General features: G+C 57.7%; 24 protein-coding genes. 11 read left to right on the forward strand and 13 right to left on the reverse strand.

The annotated features are described in order from the left end of the window. Positions 1-98 precede the first annotated feature (98 nt). Both ybfE and ybfF read right to left on the reverse strand, forming a co-directional pair. Positions 99-380 (reverse strand): LexA regulated protein, encoded by a 282-nt coding sequence (ybfE, locus tag FND52_RS00600; protein ID WP_167509312.1) that lies wholly within the window; start codon positions 378-380, stop codon positions 99-101. A 142-nt stretch (positions 381-522) separates the two neighbouring features. Then, positions 523-1,290 (reverse strand): esterase, encoded by a 768-nt coding sequence (gene ybfF, locus FND52_RS00605; protein WP_144128991.1) that lies wholly within the window; start codon positions 1,288-1,290, stop codon positions 523-525. A gap of 182 nt (positions 1,291-1,472) precedes the next feature. Here ybfF and seqA point away from each other — a divergent pair, with 182 nt between their 5' ends. After that, the gene (seqA, locus tag FND52_RS00610; RefSeq protein ID WP_144128992.1) at positions 1,473-2,015 is read left to right on the forward strand and encodes a replication initiation negative regulator SeqA; all 543 of its coding nucleotides are present in this window, start codon (positions 1,473-1,475) and stop codon (positions 2,013-2,015) included. Positions 2,016-2,039: 24 nt separating this feature from the next. After that, positions 2,040-3,680: a phosphoglucomutase (alpha-D-glucose-1,6-bisphosphate-dependent) gene (pgm, locus tag FND52_RS00615; RefSeq protein WP_144128993.1), complete on the forward strand. Its 1,641-nt coding sequence runs from the start codon at positions 2,040-2,042 to the stop codon at positions 3,678-3,680. Positions 3,681-3,734: 54 nt separating this feature from the next. Here the strand turns inward: pgm and potE are convergent, their stop codons facing one another. The 10 genes from potE to kdpF all read right to left on the reverse strand — a co-directional run bounded on the left by potE (position 3,735) and on the right by kdpF (position 16,311). Next, complete coding sequence (gene potE, locus FND52_RS00620) at positions 3,735-5,048, reverse strand: putrescine-ornithine antiporter (RefSeq protein ID WP_125294532.1); 1,314 nt, start codon at positions 5,046-5,048, stop codon at positions 3,735-3,737. Beyond that, the gene (gene speF / locus FND52_RS00625; protein WP_144128994.1) at positions 5,045-7,243 is read right to left on the reverse strand and encodes an ornithine decarboxylase SpeF; all 2,199 of its coding nucleotides are present in this window, start codon (positions 7,241-7,243) and stop codon (positions 5,045-5,047) included. Before speF ends, potE begins: the two co-directional genes overlap by 4 nt. A 269-nt stretch (positions 7,244-7,512) precedes the next feature. After that, the gene (gene speFL, locus FND52_RS00630; protein ID WP_106875989.1) at positions 7,513-7,617 is read right to left on the reverse strand and encodes a leader peptide SpeFL; all 105 of its coding nucleotides are present in this window, start codon (positions 7,615-7,617) and stop codon (positions 7,513-7,515) included. Positions 7,618-8,088: 471 nt separating this feature from the next. After that, positions 8,089-8,505: a cell envelope integrity TolA family protein gene (locus FND52_RS00635; protein ID WP_144128995.1), complete on the reverse strand. Its 417-nt coding sequence runs from the start codon at positions 8,503-8,505 to the stop codon at positions 8,089-8,091. A gap of 27 nt (positions 8,506-8,532) precedes the next feature. Beyond that, a complete protein-coding gene (gene kdpE / locus FND52_RS00640; protein WP_125294529.1) occupies positions 8,533-9,210 on the reverse strand; it encodes a two-component system response regulator KdpE in 678 nt (225 codons plus the stop codon). Continuing rightward, the gene (kdpD, locus tag FND52_RS00645) at positions 9,207-11,891 is read right to left on the reverse strand and encodes a two-component system sensor histidine kinase KdpD (RefSeq protein WP_144128996.1); all 2,685 of its coding nucleotides are present in this window, start codon (positions 11,889-11,891) and stop codon (positions 9,207-9,209) included. The genes kdpE and kdpD overlap by 4 nt, the downstream gene beginning before the upstream one ends. Before the next feature lie 2 nt (positions 11,892-11,893). Beyond that, a complete protein-coding gene (gene kdpC, locus FND52_RS00650) occupies positions 11,894-12,466 on the reverse strand; it encodes a potassium-transporting ATPase subunit KdpC (RefSeq protein WP_144128997.1) in 573 nt (190 codons plus the stop codon). 12 nt (positions 12,467-12,478) lie between these two features. After that, positions 12,479-14,527: a potassium-transporting ATPase subunit KdpB gene (gene kdpB, locus FND52_RS00655; RefSeq protein WP_144128998.1), complete on the reverse strand. Its 2,049-nt coding sequence runs from the start codon at positions 14,525-14,527 to the stop codon at positions 12,479-12,481. Positions 14,528-14,545: 18 nt separating this feature from the next. After that, the gene (gene kdpA, locus FND52_RS00660) at positions 14,546-16,222 is read right to left on the reverse strand and encodes a potassium-transporting ATPase subunit KdpA (protein WP_144128999.1); all 1,677 of its coding nucleotides are present in this window, start codon (positions 16,220-16,222) and stop codon (positions 14,546-14,548) included. Beyond that, complete coding sequence (gene kdpF, locus FND52_RS00665; RefSeq protein WP_125294524.1) at positions 16,222-16,311, reverse strand: K(+)-transporting ATPase subunit F; 90 nt, start codon at positions 16,309-16,311, stop codon at positions 16,222-16,224. Before kdpF ends, kdpA begins: the two co-directional genes overlap by 1 nt. A 302-nt stretch (positions 16,312-16,613) precedes the next feature. On the opposite strand from kdpF, the gene FND52_RS00670 reads away from it, so the two are divergent. The 9 genes from FND52_RS00670 (at position 16,614) to nei (ending at position 23,894) form a co-directional block, all read left to right on the forward strand. Next, the gene (locus FND52_RS00670; protein WP_125294523.1) at positions 16,614-16,820 is read left to right on the forward strand and encodes a YbfA family protein; all 207 of its coding nucleotides are present in this window, start codon (positions 16,614-16,616) and stop codon (positions 16,818-16,820) included. Between the two features lie 256 nt (positions 16,821-17,076). Then, positions 17,077-17,502: a hypothetical protein gene (locus FND52_RS00675; protein WP_244290528.1), complete on the forward strand. Its 426-nt coding sequence runs from the start codon at positions 17,077-17,079 to the stop codon at positions 17,500-17,502. A 116-nt stretch (positions 17,503-17,618) separates the two neighbouring features. Further along, positions 17,619-18,575 carry a YbgA family protein gene (locus tag FND52_RS00680; protein WP_144129000.1) on the forward strand — a complete coding sequence of 319 codons (957 nt, stop codon included), beginning with the start codon at positions 17,619-17,621 and terminating at the stop codon, positions 18,573-18,575. Between the two features lie 12 nt (positions 18,576-18,587). Beyond that, positions 18,588-20,009 (forward strand): deoxyribodipyrimidine photo-lyase, encoded by a 1,422-nt coding sequence (phrB, locus tag FND52_RS00685; protein ID WP_144129001.1) that lies wholly within the window; start codon positions 18,588-18,590, stop codon positions 20,007-20,009. A 12-nt stretch (positions 20,010-20,021) separates the two neighbouring features. Next, positions 20,022-20,765, forward strand: coding sequence for a type 2 GTP cyclohydrolase I (locus FND52_RS00690; RefSeq protein ID WP_125294519.1), 744 nt, complete (start codon positions 20,022-20,024; stop codon positions 20,763-20,765). 14 nt (positions 20,766-20,779) lie between these two features. Further along, positions 20,780-21,436, forward strand: coding sequence for a 5-oxoprolinase subunit PxpB (gene pxpB / locus FND52_RS00695; RefSeq protein ID WP_144129002.1), 657 nt, complete (start codon positions 20,780-20,782; stop codon positions 21,434-21,436). Next, positions 21,430-22,362, forward strand: coding sequence for a 5-oxoprolinase subunit PxpC (pxpC, locus tag FND52_RS00700; RefSeq protein WP_144129003.1), 933 nt, complete (start codon positions 21,430-21,432; stop codon positions 22,360-22,362). Before pxpB ends, pxpC begins: the two co-directional genes overlap by 7 nt. Next, positions 22,352-23,089, forward strand: coding sequence for a 5-oxoprolinase subunit PxpA (gene pxpA / locus FND52_RS00705; RefSeq protein WP_144129004.1), 738 nt, complete (start codon positions 22,352-22,354; stop codon positions 23,087-23,089). Before pxpC ends, pxpA begins: the two co-directional genes overlap by 11 nt. A gap of 13 nt (positions 23,090-23,102) precedes the next feature. After that, a complete protein-coding gene (nei, locus tag FND52_RS00710) occupies positions 23,103-23,894 on the forward strand; it encodes an endonuclease VIII (RefSeq protein ID WP_144129005.1) in 792 nt (263 codons plus the stop codon). A gap of 40 nt (positions 23,895-23,934) precedes the next feature. On the opposite strand, the gene FND52_RS00715 is transcribed toward nei, so the two are convergent. Then, positions 23,935-25,221: a citrate synthase gene (locus FND52_RS00715; protein ID WP_125294514.1), complete on the reverse strand. Its 1,287-nt coding sequence runs from the start codon at positions 25,219-25,221 to the stop codon at positions 23,935-23,937. Between the last annotated feature and the right edge of the window lie 295 nt (positions 25,222-25,516).

Genomic DNA, 25,516 nt, shown 5'->3' on the forward strand with positions numbered 1-25,516 from the left:
CAGATAGGGCAATCATAGCAGAACAGACAAGCAGGCGGAAATGTCTATCACGGCCATGTGCACAGTCTGCTACATTGTGCCGTGTTTTTAGATAACTCTCAGTCCTTCAGTGCCGCGAGCTGTGACAACAGAATATCTTCGATTAATTCGCTGCGGCTGATATTGCGGGCTTCCGCCAGCATGTTGAGCGCTTCAACGGCGTCGGCGTTCAGTTTGAGCTCAACGCGCTTGAGCCCACGCACTTTGTCACGCTTCAACTGGTTGCGCTTATTGATGCGCAGCTGTTCGTCGCGTGACAGCGGGTTAGTCTTGGGTCTGCCCGGGCGGCGTTCGTCCGAGAACAGATCTAATGTCGTACGGTCCGTTTGTTCTTTGGCCATGATGCGCGTTTTGACAGGGAAAACAGGGTGCAGGAGCGGGGCTCGGATGCAGTTAAGCGCGCCATCATACATGAGGGAATCCGGCGCGCCAACGCGTTAACGGCACTCTAACTTATCAGCCGCTCTATTTTTAACCAGCTTGTCACTCAGCATCGAGGTAGCGGCGGATGGCCCGCACCACGGCCTGCGGTTTTTCGGCATGGACCCAGTGACCCGCGCCAGCCACCACGTGCGCACGCGCCTGAGGAAACTGCGCCAGCAGCGCATCGCGATGGGTTTCATCTACATACGGCGAATTGCCGCCGCGAATAAACAGCGCGGGGCGATCCCAGGCGGGCACCGTTTCCCAGCCGACAATATGTGAATATTGATCCCACAGGACCGGCACATTGAAACGCCACTCGCCGGAGGCAAATGACTTTAGCAGAAACTGAATCACGCCGTCTTCCGGGATATGCTCGCGCATCAGCGCCGCTGCGTCCTGGCGAGACGTTACCCCGGATTCGCTAACCGCATTGATTGCAGCGAAAATCTCATCGTGCCGCCGCACCTGGTAATCAACCGGCGCGATATCAATCGCCACCAGTTTATCGATGCGCTGTGGCGCGATTTTGGTCGCCGCCATCACCGCTTTACCACCCATGGAGTGGCCGATAAATATGGCTTTGTCGATACTCAGTTGGTCAAGCGTATCAATCAGATCCTGGGCCATGGCCGGATACGTCATGACATCGCTGCGCGGCGACAACCCGTGGTTGCGCATATCCACCTGGATAACGTCGAAATCGGTAATCAGTTCGCGCGCCAGCACGCCCAGGTTATCCAGGCTTCCGAACAGCCCGTGGACCAGCAAGATCGGTGAGGCGTTATGCGATTGTTGTGCAGATTGCGCTCGGGTATGTAATTTCATGGCAAAGTTCTTTTTTTGCAGGTGTCAGGTTAGGGTATTATGTTGAACATTCTGCCGCCCGGTCGCAAGATCCCAGTTAAATCTGACTTTTGCTGCCACCCTGGCTTGACGCTATCCGCTGTTGGGGTTTGATCCTATACTCCCAACGATTTGTATTCAGAAAGATATCGCACTGGATTAAAATGAAAACGATTGAAGTTGATGACGACCTTTATCGCTATATCGCGAGCCACACCCAGCACATTGGTGAAAGCGCGTCCGACATTTTGCGTCGCATGCTGAAATTCAACCCCGCGCAACCGCAGGCCGAGAAACCGGCAAAAGAGAGCAGCGCGGCCGTCGCCGTGATGGAACAGAAACCCGCCAACAACCCCAAAGATCGTGTGCGCGCCGTTCGCGAGCTGCTGCTTTCTGACGAGTACGCTGAGCAAAAGCGCGCCGTTAACCGTTTCATGCTGGTGCTGTCTACACTCTATACACTGGATCCAAAAGCGTTCGCCGATGCCACCGAGTCGCTGCATGGCCGCACCCGCGTCTATTTTGCGGGTGACCAGCAAACGCTTTTGCAGAGCGGTAATCAAACCAAACCCAAACACGTGCCAGGTACGCCATACTGGGTGATTACTAATACCAATACCGGTCGTAAATGCAGCATGATTGAGCACATCATGCAGTCAATGCAGTTCCCGGCGGAATTGATTGAAAAGGTTTGCGGCACCATTTAACTAATGCGTCAAAAGGACCAGGCCATGGCAATTCATAACCGTGCAGGGCAGCCTGCACAACAGCGTGATTTGATTAATGTTGCCCAACTTACTGCACAGTATTACGTGCTGAAACCGCAGTCGGGGAACAGCGAGCATGCGGTGAAATTCGGGACCTCCGGCCACCGCGGCAGCGCAGCGCGCCACAGCTTTAACGAGCCGCATATTCTGGCGATCGCTCAGGCTATTGCCGAAGAACGCGCTAAAAACGGCGTGACCGGCCCTTGCTATGTAGGTAAAGACACGCACGCGCTATCCGAACCGGCGTTTATTTCGGTGCTGGAAGTGCTGGCCGCCAACGGCGTGGATGTGATTGTTCAGGAAGATAACGGCTACACGCCGACTCCGGCGGTGTCTAACGCTATTCTGGTGCACAACCGCCAGGGCGGAAAACAGGCCGATGGGATTGTGATCACGCCGTCCCATAACCCGCCGGAAGATGGCGGCATTAAATACAATCCGCCTAACGGTGGCCCGGCAGACACCAACGTCACTAAAGTGGTGGAAGATCGTGCCAACGCCTTGCTGGCGGAAGGCCTGAAGTCGGTGAAACGCGTTTCGCTGGATGACGCCTGGGCGAGCGGTCGCATTACCGCACAAGACCTGGTGCAGCCTTTTGTCGAAGGGCTGGCGGATATCGTCGACATGGCGGCCATTCAAAAAGCGGGCCTGACGCTGGGCGTCGATCCGCTGGGTGGTTCCGGTATCGAATACTGGAAACGCATCGCCGAACACTACAATTTAAATCTGACTATCGTTAACGATCACGTTGATCAAACCTTCCGCTTTATGCATCTGGATAAAGACGGTGCGATCCGCATGGACTGCTCGTCAGAATGCGCGATGGCTGGCCTGCTGGCGCTGCGTGACAAATTCGATCTGGCGTTCGCCAACGATCCGGATTATGACCGTCACGGCATCGTCACGCCGGCAGGGCTGATGAACCCGAACCATTACCTTGCCGTGGCGATTAACTATCTGTTCCAGCATCGTCCGCAGTGGGGCAAAGACGTCGCGGTGGGTAAAACCCTGGTTTCTTCCGCGATGATTGACCGCGTGGTCAACGACCTGGGCCGCAAACTGGTAGAAGTGCCTGTGGGCTTTAAGTGGTTCGTTGATGGCCTGTTTGACGGCAGCTTCGGCTTCGGCGGCGAAGAAAGCGCGGGCGCTTCGTTCCTGCGCTTTGACGGCACCCCGTGGTCCACCGATAAAGACGGCATCATCATGTGCCTGCTGGCGGCAGAAATCACGGCGGTCACCGGTAAAAACCCGCAGCAGCACTATGACGAGCTGGCTGCACGTTTTGGCGCACCGAGCTATAACCGTCTACAGGCGTCCGCGACTTCCGCGCAGAAAGCCGCGTTGTCTAAACTCTCTCCGGAGATGGTCAGCGCCAGCACCCTGGCAGGCGATCCGATCACCGCGCGCTTAACCGCTGCGCCGGGCAATGGTGCATCGATTGGCGGCCTGAAGGTAATGACTGATAACGGCTGGTTCGCGGCGCGTCCGTCCGGCACCGAAGACGCCTACAAAATCTACTGCGAAAGCTTCCTGGGCGCGGAACATCGCGCGCAGATTGAGAAAGAAGCGGTGGAAATTGTTAGCGAAGTACTGAAAAACGCCTGATAGCGTTTAAAGAAAAAGGGAGCCTCGGCTCCCTTTTTTACGGCTGAATTTCGATTAGCCGTGTTTGTTAGTCAATTCAAAGCGCGGTGATACCAGCCCGTACAGCGTCCAGCCCATAAAGGTCACGATAGCGCCATACAGCATTGCTTCGGAACCGGAGGAGTAGAGCGCGTAGAAGCTGTAAATCGCTCCGACCAATGCCACGAGGTTTGCTGCTTTCGCCTTGCCCGGATCGACCTTCGCCACTTTCTGGATAATCACCAGCGCCGCCATCGACAGAATGTACGGAATGATGTTGGTGACAACTGCCAGGTTGACCAGCACGTTGAACTGATTGTTCAGCGACGGGCTGATGGTCATCAGCGCCAGCACGCTCTGGAAAATCACAATCGTCAGCATGCCTTTAACCGGAGCTTCAGCTTTAGACACTTTCGAGAAGATTTTCGGGAAGTAACCTTCATCTGCCGAGGATTTAAACACCTGGGCAATCGTGAACTGCCAGCCGAGCAGCGAACCACAGCAGGACATCACCATCAGGCCCATGATCACTTTACCCACGGTAGGCGTGAACATTTGCGCGAAGGCCAGCCCGAACGGCGCGGTGGAGTTCGCCAGATCCATATTTGGCACAATCCCGGCGATCACGTTGGTCGAGACGATGTAGATCACCGCCGCGCCCAGCGTCCCGCCCAGTACCGCGATCGGCACGTTGCGTTCCGGGTTTTCAACTACTTCGGTGTTGGCGCAGGCGGATTCCAGCCCTAAAAATGCCCACAGCGTCATGGCGATAGACGAGCCCACGGCATCAAAGAACGGCACATTGTGCGGGTTCCAGGATTCGGCATACATCGACGGGCTGAACCAGAACCAGCCGATCACCGACAGACCGACGACCGGAATGATCACGCCCCATACGGTAATGCCGCTGATTTGCCCGGTGATGCGCGCACCGCCAAAGTTGGCCACGGTGCAAATCCACAGTACACAAATGGTGGCGATACCAATCTGTACCGGGCTGAGCGTCGCGCCGAACAGTTCGCTGCCGTAACCGACTGCGGAAATCGCAATCGCCACGTTGGCGATCAGCAGCGATACCCCGTAGGTATAGTTGGCCATAAAGTTGCCGGACTTACCGAACGCGTACTCGGCATAACCACCCATCCCACCGGATTTACGGCTGAACATCCCGCATTTGGCAAACGCCCAGGCCAGCGCCATCGACCCTAACGCCGTCACCAGCCAGGAGATAATCGAAATCGTCCCCACTTCGGCCAGCTTGGTGGGCAGCATGATGATGCCGGAGCCCATCATGTTCACCATGGTCAATATTGTGAGCGGCACCACGCCCATCTTATTGGATTTACTCATAATCTGATTTCCTTTTGTGCTGACGCTTTCACCACGGGCTGCTTGATAACGTGGCACCACACCTGTTTACGACCGTCCTGTTCCTCGACATACACCCCCTGCAGCTCCGGCGCGAAGCCCGGCAGCAGGTTGATGCCTTCCTCCAGCGCCTGGAAGTAGCGCAGTACTGCGCCGCCCCAGATTTCGCCCGGGACCACGCACAGCACGCCCGGCGGGTAAGGCAGCGCGCCTTCAGCCGCCACGCGGCCTTCTGCATCGCTGAGTTTTACCAGCTCGGTTTGCCCACGGATAAAGGCGTAGTTAGCGTCCTGCGGGTTCATCACCACGCGCGGGAAGTACTCTTTACGGAACATCTCTTTCTGAAGCTGCTTCACGTTGTGGCTGGCATAGAAGTCATGCATTTCCTGGCAAAGCTGACGCAGGGTGTACTCGCCGTAGCGCTCCTGATGCTGTTTCCAGAGCGACGGCAGCACTTCACTCAGCGGCGCGTCGTGCTCCAGTAACTGCTCGAAACGCACCAGTAGCGCCACCAGCTGCTGCATTTTGCCCATCTCTTCAGCCGGGGTGAGCAGGAACAGGATCGAGTTGAGGTCGCATTTCTCCGGCACCACGCCGTTCTCGCGCAGGAAGTTGGCAAGAATGGTGGCCGGCACGCCAAAGGTGTCGTATTCGCCGGTGGCGGCATTGATACCTGGGGTGGTCAGCAGCAGTTTGCAGGGGTCGACGAAGTACTGATGCTCCGCATAGCCTTCAAACGCATGCCATTTGTCGCCTGGAACAAAGTGGAAGAAGCGCAAATCGCGGGCGATCTGTTGGGTATCCCAGCTTTCCCACGCTTTGCCGTCAACGGTAGCAGGCACGAACGGACGGATATGGTGGCAGTTATTGAGGATCAGCTTACGGGTGTCGATACCCACTTCCACGCAGTTCATCCACATTTGCTTGCCGCCTTCGCCTTCGTGCATACGGGCGTTAACGTCCAGCGCTGCGAACAGCGGATAGAAAGGGCTGGTGGAGGCGTGCATCATAAACGCGTTATTCATGCGCTTATGGGAAACATAGCGATCCTGCCCTTTGATATGGCTGTCTTTTTTGTGGATTTGCGAGGTCTGGGAGAACCCGGCCTGCTGTTTATGCACCGACTGCGTCACCAGGATGCCCGGATCGTTTTCGGTCAGTTCCAGCAGCAGCGGCGAACAGTCCGCCATCATCGGGATAAACTGCTCATAGCCCACCCACGCCGAGTCGAACAGGATGTAGTCACACAGGTGACCAATCTTATCCACCACCTGACGCGCGTTATAAATGGTGCCGTCGTAGGTGCCTAACTGGATCACCGCCAGGCGGAACGGTCGGGCGTCCTGAGCGCGGTCGGCTGCCACTTCACGGATGCTGTCACGCAGATAGCGCTCTTCGAAGCAGTGCGCGTCAATCCCGCCGATAAAGCCGTACGGGTTACGCGCCGTTTCCAGATAAACCGGCGTCGCACCAGCCTGGAGCAGCGCGCCGTGGTGGTTCGACTTATGGTTATTACGGTCGAACAGCACCAGGTCGCCCGGTGCCAGCAGCGCATTCAGCACCACTTTGTTGGAGGAAGAGGTGCCGTTGAGCACAAAGTACGTTTTATCGGCATTAAACACTTTGGCAGCGTGTTTTTGTGCCGTGCACGGCGCGCCTTCGTGGATCAGCAAATCACCCATTGCCACGTCTGCATTACATAAATCGGAGCGGAACAGGGTTTCGCCAAAGAAGTTCACGAACTGATTGCCCGTCGGGTGACGGCGGAAGAACTGCCCCCCCTGGTGGCCGGGGCAATCAAACGCGCTGTTGCCTTGTTTAACGTAATCCACCAGGGCGCGGAAGAACGGCGGTTTCAGGCTGGTTTCGTATTTCGCTGCGGCGGCCTCAAGCTGGCGGCCATAGAATTCCGAACGAGACTCGCTGATTTCAAACACGCCATTGATACGCGCTAACCAATGTTCGGGCACCCGTTCATTATTATGGGTAGCGATAAAAATCGGCAGACCAAAGCCGGTACGTTCGATTTTATCAATAATACCGTTATCGATATCGGCTAACGCCACAACGGCGGCGGCGACATCAATAAAATCGGTATCCATAATTGAAACGACTTCCCGTTGAGTATTAACGCAGTCCGGACAGATGCGGCTAACCGCAATTTTTAACTTTTGCATGGTAATCCTGAAATTTAAGCAATACTTTCCCGCAATTTCTTTATTTAAGAAATTGAATGGCACCGGAAATTAAGCAAAGGAATATCGTGCGGCCAGACGGCAGCAAAATAATCGACGCTATTTTTTAGGATGAATAAAGCCCGTCAATCCGGCGATTGAAGTAAATAATTGGCTTTATCAGAGATCAGACGCGATCGCGCGCAGGCATTGAAACCCAAAAGCAAAGGGTATGCAGAGGCCCGTGCAGCGGCGCACCTGCCAGGACGTGACTATCGGGCGTTGAAGAAGTGGAAATCGAAGCTGTTACGATGGGCAAACATCATTATATGTGTGGTTCGCCTTATATGCGGCATTAACCGGTTGTTGTTTTCCATAATTAAATCCTTTTCTAAATAAAGGCGGGGCTATTTTATCTCTGGCGAAAGGATAAACCGTGACGAGTATCAATAAAATGATTTAGTTTCACTACATACAGGCGTTAGAGCATGTAAATGCAGATTATTCTACTGCTATTTATCGGAGTTATTAGTGGATGTGTTTGTGTAACAATCCCTGGTTAATTTATTTAACAATCTTTGAATTGTTTTGGTTAAGGGATAAATTAGCCGTGTGGTTAATTATTCGGTTTGTCGTTTTGATTATTCAGATTTAACCCAGAGTGGATTAAAGAGAAATAATCGCATTACAGCAAAGCAATCGCGTGAAGGGTAAGCGAGACGACACAGGAGAATGCATAAAAATGCAGAGTAATAGTGGGGAAATGCAATTATTTATTCCCGCAATAAAAATAATGAAAAGCGGTTTCTGTAGATCTTTATTAACAAATTGCCGCGAAAGAAACAGGTTTATCTGGGGATTAAATCAACGATAAGACCCTGTTGAAGGCGATCGACCAGGGCGGCAGGTGGTGGGGGAAGGGTATGCAGCGATGTGGCGGCCATCATTACACGCTCGCACCAGTTTTCATCGCCTCCTACGCGTGCCACGTCCAGGACAGTGCCTTCTACATCCGCCGCAATGCGTAGGGTGCACAGCTTGCCGGCCCAGGGACGGGTGTCGCCTACTCTGGCGTAAATCTCATCAATAATGTTTTGCGCATAATGTTCATCGTTTGGCACATCCCGCTGGCCGACCGGGAACGACATGCCTGCGCCTACTCCCACGCCTGATGAGCCTGTACCCAAGCCCAGGCCGAGTTGCGTGCCGGTACAGGCGCAAAGCGTTAATGCGACAACAGACAAGGTGAGGATCTTGTTCATCATGGATACTCTCAGTAATGGCTGTTTTTATTACAGCATAAACCGATAGCCTATGCCTGTTTCGGTGAGCAAATGCCGGGGCCGCGCCGGATCGATTTCCAGCTTCTGGCGTAAGTGACCCATATAGATGCGCAGATAGTGGCTATGCTCCACCGCATTCGGCCCCCACACCTGATTTAACAGCTGGCGCTGGGTTAACACCTTGCCATGGTGGTTCAACAGCACCGCCAGTAAGCGAAATTCGATGGGCGTAAGATGGATTTCCTCTGCGTCTCGCGTAATGCGCCGGGCGGGAATGTCTACGCTAATCCCGGAAAACTGATACACCGTGTCGCCCTCGGGTCGCGTTTGCTGGCGGCGCAGCGCCACGCGCAGCCGCGCCTGCAACTCGCCGATGCCGAAGGGTTTGCTCAGGTAATCATCAGCGCCCGCGTCCAGCGCGGTGATTTTATCGGTCTCTTCACTGCGCGCCGACAGCACGATAATCGGCGCCTGGCTCCACTGGCGGAATTCATGAATAAAGCTGATACCGTCACCATCCGGCAGGCCCAGGTCGAGGATCACCAGGTCGGGCTTGCGGGTGGCGGCTTCAATTAGCCCACGCTGCAACGTCCCGGCGTCGTACACGCGCAGGGAATCCGCTTCCAGCGCGGTGCGCAGAAAACGGCGGATCTCTTTTTCATCTTCAATAATCAGAACGGTAGTCACAGGGCCTCGTGCATGTCAGTCATATCCGGCGGCGTAGGCAACGGCAACTGAATATGGAAACTGGCGCCGCCTTCGGGACGATTACCGGCGTATATTATCCCGCCGTGGACATCCACAATAGCCTGGCATATTGCCAGCCCAAGCCCAACGCCCGGGATCGCCGATTCCTTATCTCCGCGCGAAAATTTCTCAAAAATCGCCTGTTCCTGACCGGAAGGAATGCCTGGCCCGGTATCCCACACCTCAATATCCAGCCAGTTGGGCTGCGTCTTGCTGCGAATGCCGATCTGCGCCGCGCTGCCGGCATATTTAACGGCGTTTTCCAGCAGATTGATTAGCACGCGTTCAAACAGCGGGCCATCGACATAAATCAGCTGCAACGGGTCGGGAAGATCCAGCGCAATCTGCCGTCCGGCCAGCCCTGGCTCCAGCATATTCAGGGCGCTACCCACCACTTCTTCCAGCGTGAGCCATTCGCGTTGCAGATTAAACCCGCCGGACTGGATGCGCGCCATATCCAGCAGATTATTCACCAGCCGGGTGGTATTCAGCACGTGCTGGCGGATGTCGCTGGCCTGGCGGGCATGGGCGGACCCCTCGCTTGCCAGATCGAGGGTTAGAATTTCCGCCTGGCCGAACAGCACCGTCAGCGGGGTGCGCAAATCGTGAGACAGCGCCGCCAGCAGGGAGTTACGCAGCTGCTCGCGCTCGCTGGTCAGCCGCGCCTGCTCTTCGCTTCGCGTCAGGGCCAGCCGCTCCAGCGCGTTCGCCGCCAGTAGCGTAAAGGTTTCCAGCAGGCGCTGCTGCTCGGGGATCATCAACAGCCGCAGATTCGCGGGTTCGACAATCACCAGCCCAACGGTTTTGCCCGCGGCGCGCAGCGGCACAATCTGATAGGGCACGCCGGGGAGCGTATCGGTCCCTGCGCCAGCGGGCTGGCCGTTATCAAAACTCCAGCGGGCGATAGCCTCGTCCCAGAATGGTGTCACGCTTTCGTCGGGTTGCGGTTTTAACGCGCCGTGCTCATTGGGCAACAACAGCTGGCTGCGGGCAAAAAACGTCGCATCGATAAACTGGCTGCTGGTGGCAGCGATATCCTGAGTGGTGCGACCCACCGCCAGGGATTTGGATAACTCATACAGAGAACGGGTGCGCTGCTCGCGATAGCGGGCGACCCGTGCCTGATAACGCACCCCGGCGGTAAGATTACCGATAACCAGCCCCACGGTCAGCATCACGCCGAAGGTGAGAAGATACTGCATATCCGACACCGCCAGCGTGCCGCGCGGATTGACAAAAAACAGATCGAAACTCAGCACGTTAATAAACGTCGCCAGTACCGATGGCCAGCGCCCGTAGAACAGCGCCACGATCACCACGCCCAGCAGATACAGCATCACCAGGTTCGCCGCTTCGAAGGCGATCAGCCAGCGGCTCGCCAACAGAGTGATGAGCGCACAGAGCGCCACCGCCACCGCGCAGCCTTTAAGCTGGACGCGCCAGCGCTCGCTGAAGCTGCGGCTATCGTCAGGTTTGGCTGATGGTGGGGTAGGGGCGTCTTCCAGCGCCACCACCAGCACATCCAGGTCCGGCGCGTAGCGGTTCAGACGATCGGCAAAGGTATCGCGCCAGAACAGGCGGCGCGGGCGTTTGCCAATCACGATTTTGCCGAGGTTGTGTTCACGGGCGTAGCGCGCCACGGCTTTTTCTTCTGCCGATTCTGCGAGAGTAGCGGTTTGCGCGCCCAGCTCCTGCGCCAGGCTCAGCGCCTGCAAAATGGCGCGGCGCTCCGTTTCCGGCAGGCGATGCAGGCGTGGCGTTTCAACGTAAATGGCGTGCCAGACGCTACCGAGTTTTGCCGCCAGCCGGGCGGCGGCGCGCACCAGCTTTTCATGGCCGCCACCGCGCCCGATGCACAGCAAAATCGCATCCCGGGTGTGCCAGACTTTTTCCTGACCGGGATTGTCGCGCCAGGCGCGCATCTGATCGTCCACCCGGTCGGCAGTGCGCCGCAGCGCCAGCTCGCGCAGGGCGATTAAGTTGCCTTTACGGAAGAAATGTTCGATGGCGCGTTCCGCCTGGCCCGCGATATAGACTTTGCCTTCATGCAGCCGCTGGCGCAGATCGTCCGCCGGGAGATCCACCAGCACCACGTCGTCAGCGGCATCGAAAATCGGATCGGGTACGGTTTCGCGCACCTGGATCCCGGTCACGCCGCCCACCACATCGTTCAGGCTTTCAAGATGCTGAACGTTGACGGTGGTGAACACATCGATACCCGCCGCCAGCAGCTCTTCCACATCCTGCCAGCGTTTTGGATGACGGGAGCCCGGCGCGTTGCTGTGGGCCAGCTCATCCATCAGGATCAACGCCGGATGGCGCGCCAGCGCGCCGTCCAGGTCAAATTCCGCCACCAGCCGACCGCGATGCGCCAGCCGTTTTAACGGCAGCACCGGCAAACCTTCCACCAGCGCGGCGGTTTCCTGGCGGCCGTGGGTTTCTACCACGCCCACCAGCACATCCAGCCCCTGCGCGTGCAGACGCCGCGCCTCGGTCAGCATGGCGTAGGTTTTACCGACGCCCGCGCACGCGCCGAAGAATATCTTCAGCTTGCCACGGTGTTGCCCGCTGGCGCGTGCCAGCAGGCGATCCGGATTGGGGCGCGAAGGCTCCTCAGTCATCTTCAGTCCTTATTGGCATCCAGCGCCAGGTTTAACGCCAGCACGTTGACTACCGGTTTGCCGAGAAACCCGATAAGCGGCGTGGTGGTATGGGCCTTCACCAGCCGGGCGACGGTTTGTGCGCTCAGCTGGCGGGCCGCCGCGACGCGGGGGATCTGCCAGGCTGCCGCTTCGGGCGAAATCCCATAATCCAGGCCGCTGGCCGAGGCGGTCACCAGATCGACCGGCACCGCCGGGCTGGCTTTCGGGTTGGCGGCGCGCAACGCCGCCACGCGCGCGGCGATCTGTTTATCCAGCTCCGGGTTGCTGGCGGCGAGATTGCTGCCCCCGGATGCCTGAGGATTATAAGGCGTTTCGGCAGTGGCAGAAGGGCGGCCCTGAAAATATCCCGGCTGGGTGAAATCCTGGCCGATCAACCGCGAACCGCGCAGCCGATCGTGCTGATAAATCAGCGAACCGGCTGCCCGATCGGCAAACCACCATTGTCCCAGCAGGGTGGTTAACAGTGGATAAACGCCGCCGGTTATCAGCGTCAGTAACAGTAATAAAACGATCCCCGGACGTAACATCGACATACTTTTTTCTCCTTAGACCAGGCCGAACGCTGTCAGCACGACATCAATCGCCTTGATGCCGATAAACGGCACCAGCAACCCGCCCAGACCATAAATCCACAGATTGCGGCGCAGCATCGCCGCGGCGCTCAGCGGTTTGTAACTCACCCCTTTCAGCGCCAGCGGGATCAGGAAAATAATGATCAGGGCGTTGAAAATCACCGCGCTCAGGATCGCCGAGGCGGGAGAGTGCAGATGCATCACGTTAAGGGCGTTGAGCTGCGGATAGGTCACGGCAAATGCCGCCGGAATAATCGCGAAATATTTGGCGACGTCGTTGGCGATACTGAAGGTGGTGAGCGAGCCACGGGTCATCAGCATCTGCTTGCCGATATGCACCACTTCAATCAGCTTGGTAGGATTGGAATCAAGATCCACCATATTGCCCGCTTCCTTCGCCGCCTGGGTGCCGGAGTTCATGGCCACCGCCACGTCGGCCTGCGCCAGCGCCGGAGCGTCGTTGGTGCCGTCGCCGGTCATGGCCACTAAACGGCCCTGGCTCTGATACTGGCGGATCAGCGACAGCTTGGCTTCCGGCGTCGCTTCCGCCAGGAAATCATCGACCCCCGCTTCGGCAGCGATCGCGGCGGCGGTCAGGCGGTTGTCCCCGGTGATCATCACGGTCTTGATGCCCATTTTGCGCAGCTCGGCAAAGCGCTCTTTGATGCCGCCTTTGACGATATCTTTCAGGGCAATGACGCCAAGCACTCTGGCGTTTTCCGCCACCACCAGCGGCGTGCCGCCGGTACGCGCCACGTTCTCCACCAGGCCTTCCACCGCTGCCGGGAACTGCCCGCCGTTGGCTTCAACATGACGGCGCACCGCGTCCACCGAGCCTTTACGGATCATCCGCTGCTGGAAATTAATCCCACTCATGCGGGTCTGGGCGGTAAAGGGCACAAAGGTAGCTTGTAGCGTTTGCACGTCGCGTTCGCGCAAATTAAAACGCTGCTTGGCGAGCACCACGATGCTGCGGCCTTCCGGGGTTTCGTCCGCCAGCGACGCCAGCTGCGCCGCATCGGCCAGGGTATGTTCATCAACGCCCGGCGCGGGAAGAAACGCTGACGCCTGACGGTTACCCAGCGTGATGGTGCCGGTTTTATCCAGCAGCAGCACGTCCACGTCGCCCGCCGCTTCAACCGCGCGCCCGCTGGTGGCGATCACGTTCGCGCCCAGCATCCGGCTCATCCCGGCGACGCCAATCGCCGACAGCAGCCCGCCGATAGTGGTAGGGATCAGGCACACCAGCAGCGCCACCAGCACGGTGACGCTCACGGCATTGCCCGCCCAGGCGGAGAACGGCCACAGCGTGGCGGTGGCCAGCAAAAACACCAGCGTCAGCGCCACCAGTAAAATGGTCAGCGCAATCTCATTCGGCGTTTTGCGGCGCTGCGCGCCTTCAACCATGGCGATCATCCGGTCAAGGAACGTTTCCCCCGGATTGACGCTGCACTCAATTACCAGCCAGTCGGACAGAATGCGTGTCCCGCCGGTGACCGAGGCGAAATCGCCGCCGGATTCACGGATAACCGGCGCGGATTCGCCGGTTATCGCGCTCTCATCTACCGACGCGCCGCCTTCCACCACTTCGCCGTCACAGGGGATAATATCGCCCGCTTCCACATACACCAGATCGCCTTTGCGCAGTTCGGCTGCGGGGACTTTATCCCGCTGCGCGTCATGGTGCGGCGCGCGCAGTTTGCGGGCCCACGCGGTTTTCTGTACCCCTTTGAGGCTGTTAGCCTGCGCTTTGCTGCGGCCTTCCGCCAGCGCTTCCGCCACGTTGGCGAACAGCACGGTAAACCACAGCCACAGGCTGATGATCCCGGTAAATCCGGCGCTGCCGTTGAGGACGCCCGCGGCCATCGCCACCGCCAGCACGGTGGTTAACAGGCTACCGAGCCAGACGATAAACATCACCGGATTGCGCCACTGGGCGCGCGGGTTAAGCTTGATAACGGCGTCAATCATGGCCTGGCGAAGCAGTGCGCTATCGAACAGGGCCAGCGTCTTACGACTCATGAATCGCTCTCCGCAAGATTAATGAATAAAGTGATCCGCCACCGGGCCGAGGGCCAGGGCAGGGATAAAGGTCAACGCGCCCACCAGCAGCACGGTGCCGGTCAGCAAACCGATAAACAGCGCGCCGTGGGTGGGCAGGGTGCCGACGCTGGCGGGCTGGGATTTTTTCTCCACCAGCGAGCCGGCAATCGCCATTACCGGGATAATCACCAGAAAACGGCCCAGCCACATGCAGGCGGCAAGCAGCAGATTCCAGAACGGGGTATTGGCGCTCAGCCCGGCAAAGGCGCTGCCGTTGTTGTTGGCGGCGGAGGAGACGGCGTACAGCACTTCGCTGAATCCGTGTGGACCCGGATTCAGCATGGCGCTGCGTCCGGCCTCGGTCATCATCGCCAGCGCGCTGCCGAGCAGCACCAGGGCGGGCGTGACCAGAATCGCCAGCGCGGTGAGTTTCATCTCCGGCACGTCGATTTTTTTACCCAAATATTCCGGCGTGCGGCCAATCATCAACCCGGCGATGAACACCGCCAGCAGCACGAACAGCAGCATGCCGTACAGCCCGGAGCCCACGCCGCCGAACACCACTTCGCCAATCTGCATCAGCCACAGCGGCACCATGCCGCCGAGCGCGGTCAGCGAGTCGTGCATCGCGTTCACCGCCCCGCAGGACGCCGCCGTCGTGACCACCGCGTACAGGCTGCTGGCGAGAATGCCGAAGCGGCTCTCTTTGCCTTCCATATTGATAGCGCTATCTGCGCCGAGCGTTACCAGGTGCGGGTTGCCGTGAGTTTCCGCCCACATCACCACCGCCGCGCACACCACGAAGATCAGCGTCATGGTGCTGAGGATCGCCCGGCCCTGGCGGCGATCGCCCACCGCTTCGCCAAATGCCAGGCACAGCGCCGCCGGGATCAGGAAAATCGCCAGCATCTGGGCAAAGTTGGTTAATGCGGTTGGGTTTTCAAACGGATGCGAAGAGTTGGCGTTAAAGAAGCCGCCGCCGTTGGTCCCCAGCAGTTTGATCGCCTCCTGGGAAGCCACTGGCCCCATCGGCAAAACGTGCTGCGCGCCTTCCAGCGACGTCATCGGCAAATAGTCGGAGAAGTTCTGGATCACGCCCTGCTGGATAAACAGTAGCGCCAGCACCAGCGACAGCGGCAACAGTACCCACAGCGTAATGCGGGTGAGATCCTGCCAGGCGTTGCCCAGCAGCGTGGTGGAATGGCGTGAGAACGCGCGGATCAGGGCGAACACCACCGCGATACCGCTGGCGGCGGAAAGGAAGTTCTGCACCGTCAGCCCGGCCATCTGGCTTAAATAGCTGAGCGAACTCTCCCCGGCATACGCCTGCCAGTTGGTGTTGGCAACAAAGCTGACGGCGGTATTCAGCGCCAGATCCCACGACATCCCCGGAAAGCCCTGCGGATTTAACGGCAGATGGCCCTGCAACATTAGCAACGCGAACAGCACTGCCAGGCCAAAACCGTTGAACAACAGGATCGCCAGCAGATATTGCCGCCAGTTCATCTCCTCGTCGCGAATGCCGCACAGCGGCCACAACAGCGATTCGACCCGGCCCAGCACCGGCAGCGGTTGCCCGTCGATCAGTCTGGCTAACAGAGCCGACAACGGTTTCGCCAGCGCCAGCAGCACCACAATAAACCCGGCAATCAGTAAAAATGCGCTGGAAGCCATCAGAATGCCTCCGCGTTAATCAGGGCATAAATCAGATAGCCGATTAACAGAAATACCAGCACCACGCCGGCAATGACACCTGCACTCACGATCCACCTCCATTGGGGAAACAGGACTGCAGCAAGGTTAAAAACTGGCGTGCAAAGATGTTGTAAAAAACTGCCCCGGCAGGTGTAAAAAAAGTATAAAAATCCAAAAGACCATTATTTAACTAATGGTTAGTAAAAATTTAACCGTTATGTAACTTAATTACGGCGTGAAGTGTAAAGATCGGTGTTCTGGCTAAATTAAGTGGTCGGAGGAGTAGTAAAATTACAGTCAAAACGGTAATATTTTCGACAGATACAGATTCCCGGTGAAGATTACCGGTCAGCTAAAAGGGGAGAAACTTATGTCTTTATACAAAAAATATCCTGCGCATCAGGTCTTCCTGCGTCGCGCTCTGGTCATCGTGGCAGGCATTGTGGCGCTGCCGGTGATGCTGCTGTGGAAAGACCGCGCGCGCTTCTACAGCTACCTGCACCGCGTCTGGTCGAAAACCAGTGAAAAACCGGTATGGATGGCCCAGTCCGAAGCCGCCGCCAGCGATTTTTATTAATCGATTGGTCAGTGAGAAAACCGCCGATTGTTCGGCGGTTTTTTTATGCGGCGATGACAAAAAAAGCCTCTAAGCGTCTACCTAAAATTCCGTTTGGCGAAGTGCCTCAAGATTGACTGTTGCGCATATTCAGGTAGCATTTACAGGGTAGTTTGTGGCGGTAGGAACATCCCCACGTTAAAAACCTAAATTCCTTGTATCAACTACCTTAAAACCCTGGCGAAAGCTGGGGTTTTTTCGTATGGAGCGTTCAGAGATGGAACTCAAAAAATTAGATAAGTCATTTTATCTGGCTAATCCGGTGCTTTTGCAGGCGCTGGATTTCGATATGGCGACCAATACCTGGTTTAACAACGAAAAAGTGCGAGGGCACGGGGTAGTCCAGATCCGCCTCAATGAATTAACGTTTGCCATACCGGTTCGCTCTACTATCCAACACAGCGAGAGTTTTATTCTGGAAATCAATCGCGGCCCGGATAAACGCAATAAAGGGATGGGACTCGATTATTCTAAAGCCGTTTTACTGCGTGAGAGTAGCCATATCAACTCAGACATTTTCTCCTGCGAAGTAAAATTGCCGGTAAAAAATTACTGGGGAAGCAAGCACATATCACCCGAAAATTTGCCCACTATGTTGAGCGTTACATCAAGGCTGTTCAGAAGCAGGATCGAAATATTTTAAACAGCATCGAATATCGGCACACCACTCTGGTTAACTATCATCCAGAATTAGGTTTGTGATTCAGGTGAACCAGACTTCATTGCTACACTTACTTCACGCATCAGTAAGGAGTAGCTATGGACGAGAAAATCCCGGTTGGCATCAGCGCCTGTTTGTCCGGGGAAAAAGTGCGTTTCGACGGTGGTCATAAACGGCTCGCGTTTGCGGTAGAGGATCTCTCCCCCTGGGTTCGTTACGAACCGGTCTGCCCGGAAATGGCAATTGGCTTGCCGGTGCCGCGACCCGCGCTGCGGCTGGTCAAAGACGATGAGGGTGCTATTTCGCTGCGCTTTAGCGACAAGCGAGAAGGGGATTTAACTGCCGATATGGCGGAGTTTTCTCATCAGCGCATTGCGCGCCTTGCCCACCTGTGCGGTTACATTGTCTGCGCCAAGTCGCCGAGCTGCGGAATGGAGCGGGTCCGGGTCTATGACAAAGACGGTAAAAATAACCGCAAAGCCGGGCGCGGGATATTTACCGAAATCCTGATGCAGACCTTTCCGTGGCTGCCGGTGGAAGAGGACGGGCGGCTGCACGATCCGGCGATCCGTGAAAACTTCGTCGAGCGGATTTACACGCTGCACGAACTGAACCAGCTGCGTGCCCAGGGCCTGACCCGCGGCGCGCTGATCGCCTTCCACAGTCGCTATAAATTATTACTGCTGGCCCATTCGCAGCAGCAGTATCGCGAGCTGGGGCGCTTCGTCGCCGCTATCGATCAATGGGACGATCTGGAGCTGTATTTCAATGCGTACCGTCAGCGCCTGATGACGCTGATGTCCCACCATGCCACCCGGCGTAATCACACTAACGTGCTGATGCACGTGCAGGGTTATTTCCGCCCGCATCTCAATGGCCGTCAGCGCCAGGAACTGGCAGAGCTGATTGACCGCTATCGCCAGGGCACGCAGCCGCTGTTAGCGCCGGTCACCCTGTTAAAGCATTATCTGGCGGAATATCCTGACGGCTATCTGCAACAGCAGCGCTATTTCGATCCTTTCCCGGAGGCATTGCGCCTGCGCTATGGCAATTAATTCAGGAGCTTTATGACCACCCATCTGGTCTGGTTTCGCGCCGATCTCCGCGTGAACGATAACCTTGCGCTGGCGGCGGCCTGCCGTCGCCCGGAGGCCAGGGTGATTGGCCTGTTTATCGCCACCCCGCAACAGTGGCGCGATCACCATCTCGCGCCGCGCCAGGCGGCGTGGATACAGGCGCACCTCCACTCCCTGCAACTTTCGCTGGCGGAAAGGGGCATTCCCCTGACGGTGCTTGAAGTAAATGACTTTGCCGCCTCGGTGGATGCGCTGGAAAACTTTTGCGATGAGCACAACGTTGATGCGCTGTTCTACAACTACCAATACGAACTGAACGAACGCCAGCGCGACGCCGCCGTGGAAAAGCGTCTCGGCGATACTCTGGTGTGCCAGGGGTTTGACGATTACGTATTACTGGCACCCGGCAGCGTCACCACTGGCAATCATGAGATGTATAAAGTGTTCACGCCCTTCAGCCGCGCATTTATCAAACGGCTGCATGAGGGACTGCCGGAGTGTGTTAACGCGCCTGCCGTGCGGCAGAGCGGGCCGCTTCCAACGCCAGATCCTTTTACGCCGTTTGACTATCCGCAAACCGAACCTGATGCCGATCTGTTCCCGCCAGGTGAGGCTGCCGCGCTCAACCGCCTGCGCCAGTTTTGCCGCCAGTCGGTGGCAGACTATGATAAAAAACGCGACTATCCCGCCATCGATGGCACCAGCCGCGTGTCGCCCTGGCTGGCGATTGGCGTTCTCTCGCCACGTCAGTGCCTGCATCGCCTGCTGTGCGAGCACCCTGACGCGCTGTCAGGCGGAACCGGCGCGGTGTGGCTTAACGAGCTGATCTGGCGCGAGTTTTATCTGCATGTTCTTGCATACTGGCCTGAGCTGTGCCGCTATAAGCCGTTTATTCCCTGGACCGACCGGGTCCAGTGGAACAACGACGAGGCGCAGTTCATCGCCTGGTGTGAAGGTAAAACCGGTTACCCGATTGTCGATGCCGCCATGCGCCAGATGAATACCACGGGCTGGATGCATAACCGCTTACGGATGATTGTCGGCAGCTTTCTGGTTAAGGACTTGCTTATCGACTGGCGGCGAGGGGAACGTTATTTTATGTCGCAGCTGGTGGACGGGATGCTGGCGGCCAATAACGGAGGCTGGCAATGGGTGGCCTCCACTGGGCATGATGCGGCACCGTGGTTTCGCATTTTTAACCCGACCACTCAGGGTGAACGCTTCGACCCGCAGGGCGATTTTGTGCGCCAGTGGCTGCCGGAACTCAAAGATATTCCCGGTAAAGCGGTGCATCAGCCGTGGCTGTGGGCCCAGAAGCAGGGGGTAACGATTGATTACCCATACCCGATTGTTGAACACAAACAGGCGCGAGTCGCCACGCTCGCGGCGTATGAAGCGGCGCGCAAACAGTAACAGGGAGCCATCATGAAAAATACCGAACTGGAAAGCCTGATCAATCAGCAGCTTAATAGCGCGGCCTTTAACGACTATGCGCCAAACGGCTTGCAGGTTGAAGGGCGCGAGACCGTGCAGAAAATCATCACCGGCGTGACGGCAAGCCAGGCGCTGCTCGACGAGGCAGTTCGCCAGCAGGCGGATGCGGTGATTGTGCACCACGGCTATTTCTGGAAGGGCGAGTCGCCCGTCATTTGCGGCATGAAGCGCCAGCGCCTGAAGACGCTGCTGGCCAACGATATCAACCTTTACGGCTGGCATTTGCCGCTGGATGCCCACCCGCAGTTGGGCAACAACGCCCAGCTCGCCACGCTATTAGGCATTGAGGTCAAAGGCGAGATCGAGCCGCTGGTGCCCTGGGGCGAACTGTCGATGCCGGTGCCGGGACTTGAGCTGGCCTCGTGGATTGAGGCGCGGCTGGGACGCCGCCCGCTATGGTGCGGCGATACCGGGCCTGCCGACGTGAAGCGCGTCGCCTGGTGTACCGGCGGCGGTCAGAGCTTTATCGACAGCGCGGCGCGCTTTGGCGTCGATGCGTTTATCACTGGGGAAGTCTCCGAGCAAACCATCCATTCGGCGCGCGAGCAGGGGCTGCATTTCTATGCCGCAGGCCATCACGCCACCGAGCGCGGCGGCATTCGCGCACTGAGCGAATGGTTGAACGAAACCACCGATCTCGATGTGACGTTTATCGACATTCCTAATCCAGCTTGAGTAAAGGTGAAACAGTGCAGCGAGCGCGGTGTTATTTGTTAGGAGAAAGCGCGGTGGTTCTGGAACTGGAACCGCCGGTCACCCTGGAAAGCCAGCAGCGGATCTGGGGCCTGGTGCAGCGTCTGGCGGACGTACCGGCGGTGGTGGAAGTGATCCCGGGGATGAATAACATCACTGTGACTTTACGCGATCCGGCTACCTCGGCATTGAACGCCATCGAGCGTTTGCAGCGCTGGTGGGAAGAGAGCGAGGCGGTGACGCTGGACTCGCGGCTGATTGAGATCCCGGTGATCTACGGTGGCGAACACGGCCCGGACCTGGCGGAAGTGGCGCGCCATACCGGGCTCAGCGAGCGCGAGGTGGTGGAACGCCATGCGGACGCCGATTATATCGTTTACTTTATCGGCTTCCAGCCGGGATTCCCGTATCTCGGCGGGCTGCCTGCCAGCCTCGCCACGCCGCGTCGCGCCGAACCGCGCCTTGAAGTCCCAGCCGGATCGGTGGGGATCGGCGGCGGCCAGACCGGGATCTACCCGCTGTCCACCCCCGGCGGCTGGCAAATTATTGGTCGTACCGATCTGCGGTTGTTCGATCCGCAGCGCCAGCCTGCCACGTTATTGCAGCCCGGCGACCGGGTACGTTTTGTGCCGTCTAAGGAGGGCGTGTGTTAGAGATTATTCGCGCTGGGATGAGCACCACGGTGCAGGACGGCGGTCGGCACGGATTGCGCCAGGCGGGCATCAGCCGCTGCGGCGCAATGGATACCCCCGCGTTGCGTATCGCCAATTTGCTGGTGGGCAATGAGCCGGATATGGCGGCGCTGGAAATTACCCTGGGGCAATGCACCATCGCCTTTCATCAGGACGGCTGGTTCGCATTAACCGGCGCGGCCTGCGGCGCGACCCTTGACGGCCATTCCGTGTGGACCGGCTGGCGCTTGCCGGTACGCGCCGGCCAACAGTTAAAGCTGGCGCTGCCGAAACGCGGCATGCGCAGCTATCTGGCGGTTGCTGGCGGCATCGACGTGCCAAAAATTATGGGATCGTACAGCACCGATTTAAAAGCTGGTTTCGGCGGCTTTGAAGGGCGTCGCCTCCAGGACGGCGATCGCCTGCCGTTACGCCCGGCGACGCGCACATTCCTGCAAAGCCGCGGGGTGCACCAGCTGCTGTGGGGCAACCGCATTCGCGCCTTGCCGGGGCCGGAATATCACGAATTTTCGCCCGCCGCCCAGGAGGCATTCTGGCGCGCGCCGTGGAAACTCAGCCCGCAAAGCAACCGCATGGGTTACCGGCTGAACGGTCACATGCTGGAGCGGACAGAATCCCGCGAGCTGGTTTCTCACGGACTGCTGCCCGGCGTGGTGCAGGTGCCGCATAACGGCCAGCCCATCGTGCTGATGAATGACGCCCAGACCACCGGCGGCTATCCGCGTATCGCCTGCGTGATTGAGGCGGACATGTACAACCTGGCGCAGCTGCGTCTTGGTGAGCCGCTGCATTTCGATCGTTGCACCCTTGAAGAAGCGCTGGAAGCGCGAACGCACCAGCAACGCTACTTTGAACAACTGGAATGGCGGCTGGCGAATGAAGATTGATCTCAACGCCGATCTCGGCGAAGGCTGCGGTAACGACAGCGCGCTGATGCCGCTGATTACCTCCGCCAACATCGCCTGCGGCTTTCACGCCGGCGATGCGCAGACCATGCGCGAAAGCGTGCGGCTGGCGCTGGCGCACGGCGTCGCCATCGGCGCGCATCCGAGCTTTCCCGATCGGGAAAACTTTGGCCGCACTGCCATGCAGCTTCCGCCTGACACCATTTATGCTCAGACGCTTTACCAGATCGGCGCGCTGGCCGCCATTGTGCATGCTGAGGGTGGGACGATGACGCACGTCAAGCCGCATGGGATGCTGTACAACCAGGCGGCGAAACAGCCGCCGCTGGCGGATGCTATCGCCCGCGCGGTGCAAAGCCTCAATCCCGGCCTGATTCTCGTCGGGCTGGCAGGCAGCGAAATGATCCGCGCCGGGGAGCGTTACGGTCTGGCGACGCGAGAGGAAGTTTTCGCCGACAGGGGCTATCTGGCGGATGGTTCACTGGTGCCGCGCAGCGAGCCGGGAGCGCTGATTGACGACGATGATGAAGCGGTTTCCCGCACCCTGGAGATGGTGTTGCATGGCCGGGTACAGAGCCGGGACGGCGTCTGGGCGACGGTCAATGCCCAGACGGTGTGCCTGCACGGCGACGGCGCGCACGCGCTGGCTTTTGCCCGCAGGTTGCGTGAGGCGTTTTTAGCACGAAATATTGATGTTACCGCCGAGTAACTAAGGAATCTTTATGCCAGAAGGTCCGGAGATCCGCCGCGCGGCGGACAATCTGGAGGCAGCAATACAGGGCAAACCGTTAACCTCTGTATGGTTTGCTTTTCCTGCTTTACAACCTTACCAGGCAGGCTTGATCGGTCAACATGTGGTGCGGGTGCAAACCTGCGGCAAAGCACTGCTCACCCATTTTTCCGGCGGGCTGGTGCTGTATAGCCACAACCAACTCTACGGCGTATGGCGGGTGGTGAAAGCCGGAGAGGAGCCGCAAACCACGCGCAGCCTGCGCGTGCGGCTGGAAACCGCAGACGCCGCCGTGCTGCTGTACAGCGCCTCTGATATCGAGATGCTCGACGCGGACGGCGTTGCGGCGCATGCGTTTTTGCAGCGGGTCGGGCCGGACGTGCTGGATATGTCCCTGACGGCGGACGACGTAAAAGCGCGGCTGTTAAGCCCGCGGTTTTGTCGCCGCCAGTTCAGCGGGTTGCTGCTGGACCAGGCGTTTCTGGCGGGGCTGGGCAACTATCTGCGGGTTGAAATCCTCTGGCTGGCCGAGCTTGCGCCGCGCCATAAGGCGGTGGAGTTAACCGAGCCTCAGCTGGACGCGCTCGCCGCCGCCTGTCTTTCCATTCCGCGCCTTTCTTACCAGACGCGCGGACAGGCGGACGAGAACAAGCACCACGGGGCACTGTTCCGCTTTGAAGTGTTTCACCGAGCCGGGAAAAAATGTCGGCGCTGCGGGGCAATCATCGAGAAAACCACACTCTCGTCGCGCCCGTTTTACTGGTGTCCTGGCTGTCAGAAATAAAAAAACGCGCCCGAAAGCGCGTTTTTCACATCGGCAGGAATTAACGTTTTTCCAAATCGGATTTGAAATCGCGCTTGTCGTAGCCGGTGTAGAGCTGACGCGGACGGGCAATTTTGATGCCGTCGTCGTGCATCTCGTTCCAGTGCGCAATCCAGCCCACGGTACGCGCCATCGCGAAGATAACGGTGAACATGGAGGACGGAATGCCCATGGCTTTCAGGATGATGCCGGAGTAGAAATCGACGTTCGGGTACAGCTTACGTTCGATGAAGTACGGGTCGTTGAGCGCGATGTGCTCAAGCTCCATGGCCACTTCCAGCAGATCGTCCTTGGTGCCCAGCTCTTTCAGCACTTCGTGGCAGGTTTCACGCATCACGGTGGCGCGCGGGTCATAGTTCTTGTAGACACGGTGACCGAAGCCCATCAAACGGAACGAATCGTTTTTGTCTTTAGCGCGGCGGATGAATTCCGGGATGTGCTTAACGGAGCTGATCTCTTCCAGCATCTTCAGCGCGGCTTCGTTCGCGCCGCCGTGCGCCGGTCCCCACAGGGACGCGATGCCCGCAGCGATACAGGCGAACGGGTTAGCACCCGAAGAGCCAGCGGTACGCACGGTTGAGGTCGACGCGTTCTGCTCGTGGTCAGCGTGCAGGATCAGAATACGGTCCATGGCGCGCTCAAGCACCGGGTTCACCTCGTAAGGCTCGCACGGCGTGGAGAACATCATGTTAAGGAAATTGCCGGAGTAGGAGAGGTCGTTGCGCGGGTACACGAAAGGCTGGCCGATCGAATACTTGTAACACATCGCCGCCATGGTCGGCATTTTCGACAGCAGACGGAACGCCGCGATTTCACGGTGACGCGGGTTATTCACGTCCAGGGAATCGTGGTAGAACGCCGCCAGCGCGCCCGTGATACCGCACATGACCGCCATCGGATGGGAATCACGACGGAATGCATGGAACAGACGGGTAATCTGCTCATGGATCATGGTGTGGCGGGTTACGGTGGTTTTGAATTCCTGGTACTGTTCCTGGGTCGGTTTTTCGCCGTACAGCAGGATGTAGCAGACTTCAAGGTAGGTGGAATCGGTGGCTAACTGGTCAATCGGGAAACCGCGATGCAGCAGGATGCCTTCGTCACCATCAATAAAAGTGATTTTGGATTCGCAAGATGCGGTAGAGGTAAAACCCGGGTCGTACGTGAAAACACCTTTAGAACCAAGACTACGGATATCAATTACATCCTGACCGAGTGTGCCGTGTAGCACATCCAGTTCAATAGCAGCGTCACCGTTGTAGGTGATGTTCGCTTTTTTGTCAGCCATTTACGGTCTCCTTAGCGCCTTATTGCTTAAGACCGCTACTCATCCTCATTACCTTCGTCCCTGACCGTCATGTTGTCAGTTTGTTGTATGGCGCACAGCTCTGTTTCAGAGGGAGAAACCAGGGTACAGAGCGCTCAGCGGCTTGCAGACAACGGTTCGAATCAGGGCGAAACTACAGTAAATCAGGAAGTTAGCAGTCAGTATTCATTAAACCTATATATCACTAATACCTGGCTAAATTACTCCGGTCAATACCGATCACTGTTACATAACTTATTGTCAGGTGAAAGTGTGA

It is taken from the genome of Atlantibacter subterraneus (assembly GCF_007570865.1).
In the GTDB taxonomy this organism is placed as follows: domain Bacteria; phylum Pseudomonadota; class Gammaproteobacteria; order Enterobacterales; family Enterobacteriaceae; genus Atlantibacter; species Atlantibacter subterraneus.

Coding starts and splice junctions, on each gene's coding strand:
- ybfE (WP_167509312.1), bottom strand. CDS start 380: ATGGCCAAAGAACAAACGGACCGTACGACATTAGATCTGTTCTCGGAC.
- ybfF (WP_144128991.1), bottom strand. CDS start 1,290: ATGAAATTACATACCCGAGCGCAATCTGCACAACAATCGCATAACGCC.
- seqA (WP_144128992.1), top strand. CDS start 1,473: ATGAAAACGATTGAAGTTGATGACGACCTTTATCGCTATATCGCGAGC.
- pgm (WP_144128993.1), top strand. CDS start 2,040: ATGGCAATTCATAACCGTGCAGGGCAGCCTGCACAACAGCGTGATTTG.
- potE (WP_125294532.1), bottom strand. CDS start 5,048: ATGAGTAAATCCAATAAGATGGGCGTGGTGCCGCTCACAATATTGACC.
- speF (WP_144128994.1), bottom strand. CDS start 7,243: ATGCAAAAGTTAAAAATTGCGGTTAGCCGCATCTGTCCGGACTGCGTT.
- speFL (WP_106875989.1), bottom strand. CDS start 7,617: ATGGAAAACAACAACCGGTTAATGCCGCATATAAGGCGAACCACACAT.
- FND52_RS00635 (WP_144128995.1), bottom strand. CDS start 8,505: ATGATGAACAAGATCCTCACCTTGTCTGTTGTCGCATTAACGCTTTGC.
- kdpD (WP_144128996.1), bottom strand. CDS start 11,891: ATGACTGAGGAGCCTTCGCGCCCCAATCCGGATCGCCTGCTGGCACGC.
- kdpC (WP_144128997.1), bottom strand. CDS start 12,466: ATGTCGATGTTACGTCCGGGGATCGTTTTATTACTGTTACTGACGCTG.
- kdpB (WP_144128998.1), bottom strand. CDS start 14,527: ATGAGTCGTAAGACGCTGGCCCTGTTCGATAGCGCACTGCTTCGCCAG.
- kdpA (WP_144128999.1), bottom strand. CDS start 16,222: ATGGCTTCCAGCGCATTTTTACTGATTGCCGGGTTTATTGTGGTGCTG.
- FND52_RS00670 (WP_125294523.1), top strand. CDS start 16,614: ATGTCTTTATACAAAAAATATCCTGCGCATCAGGTCTTCCTGCGTCGC.
- FND52_RS00675 (WP_244290528.1), top strand. CDS start 17,077: ATGGAACTCAAAAAATTAGATAAGTCATTTTATCTGGCTAATCCGGTG.
- FND52_RS00680 (WP_144129000.1), top strand. CDS start 17,619: ATGGACGAGAAAATCCCGGTTGGCATCAGCGCCTGTTTGTCCGGGGAA.
- phrB (WP_144129001.1), top strand. CDS start 18,588: ATGACCACCCATCTGGTCTGGTTTCGCGCCGATCTCCGCGTGAACGAT.
- FND52_RS00690 (WP_125294519.1), top strand. CDS start 20,022: ATGAAAAATACCGAACTGGAAAGCCTGATCAATCAGCAGCTTAATAGC.
- pxpA (WP_144129004.1), top strand. CDS start 22,352: ATGAAGATTGATCTCAACGCCGATCTCGGCGAAGGCTGCGGTAACGAC.
- nei (WP_144129005.1), top strand. CDS start 23,103: ATGCCAGAAGGTCCGGAGATCCGCCGCGCGGCGGACAATCTGGAGGCA.
- FND52_RS00715 (WP_125294514.1), bottom strand. CDS start 25,221: ATGGCTGACAAAAAAGCGAACATCACCTACAACGGTGACGCTGCTATT.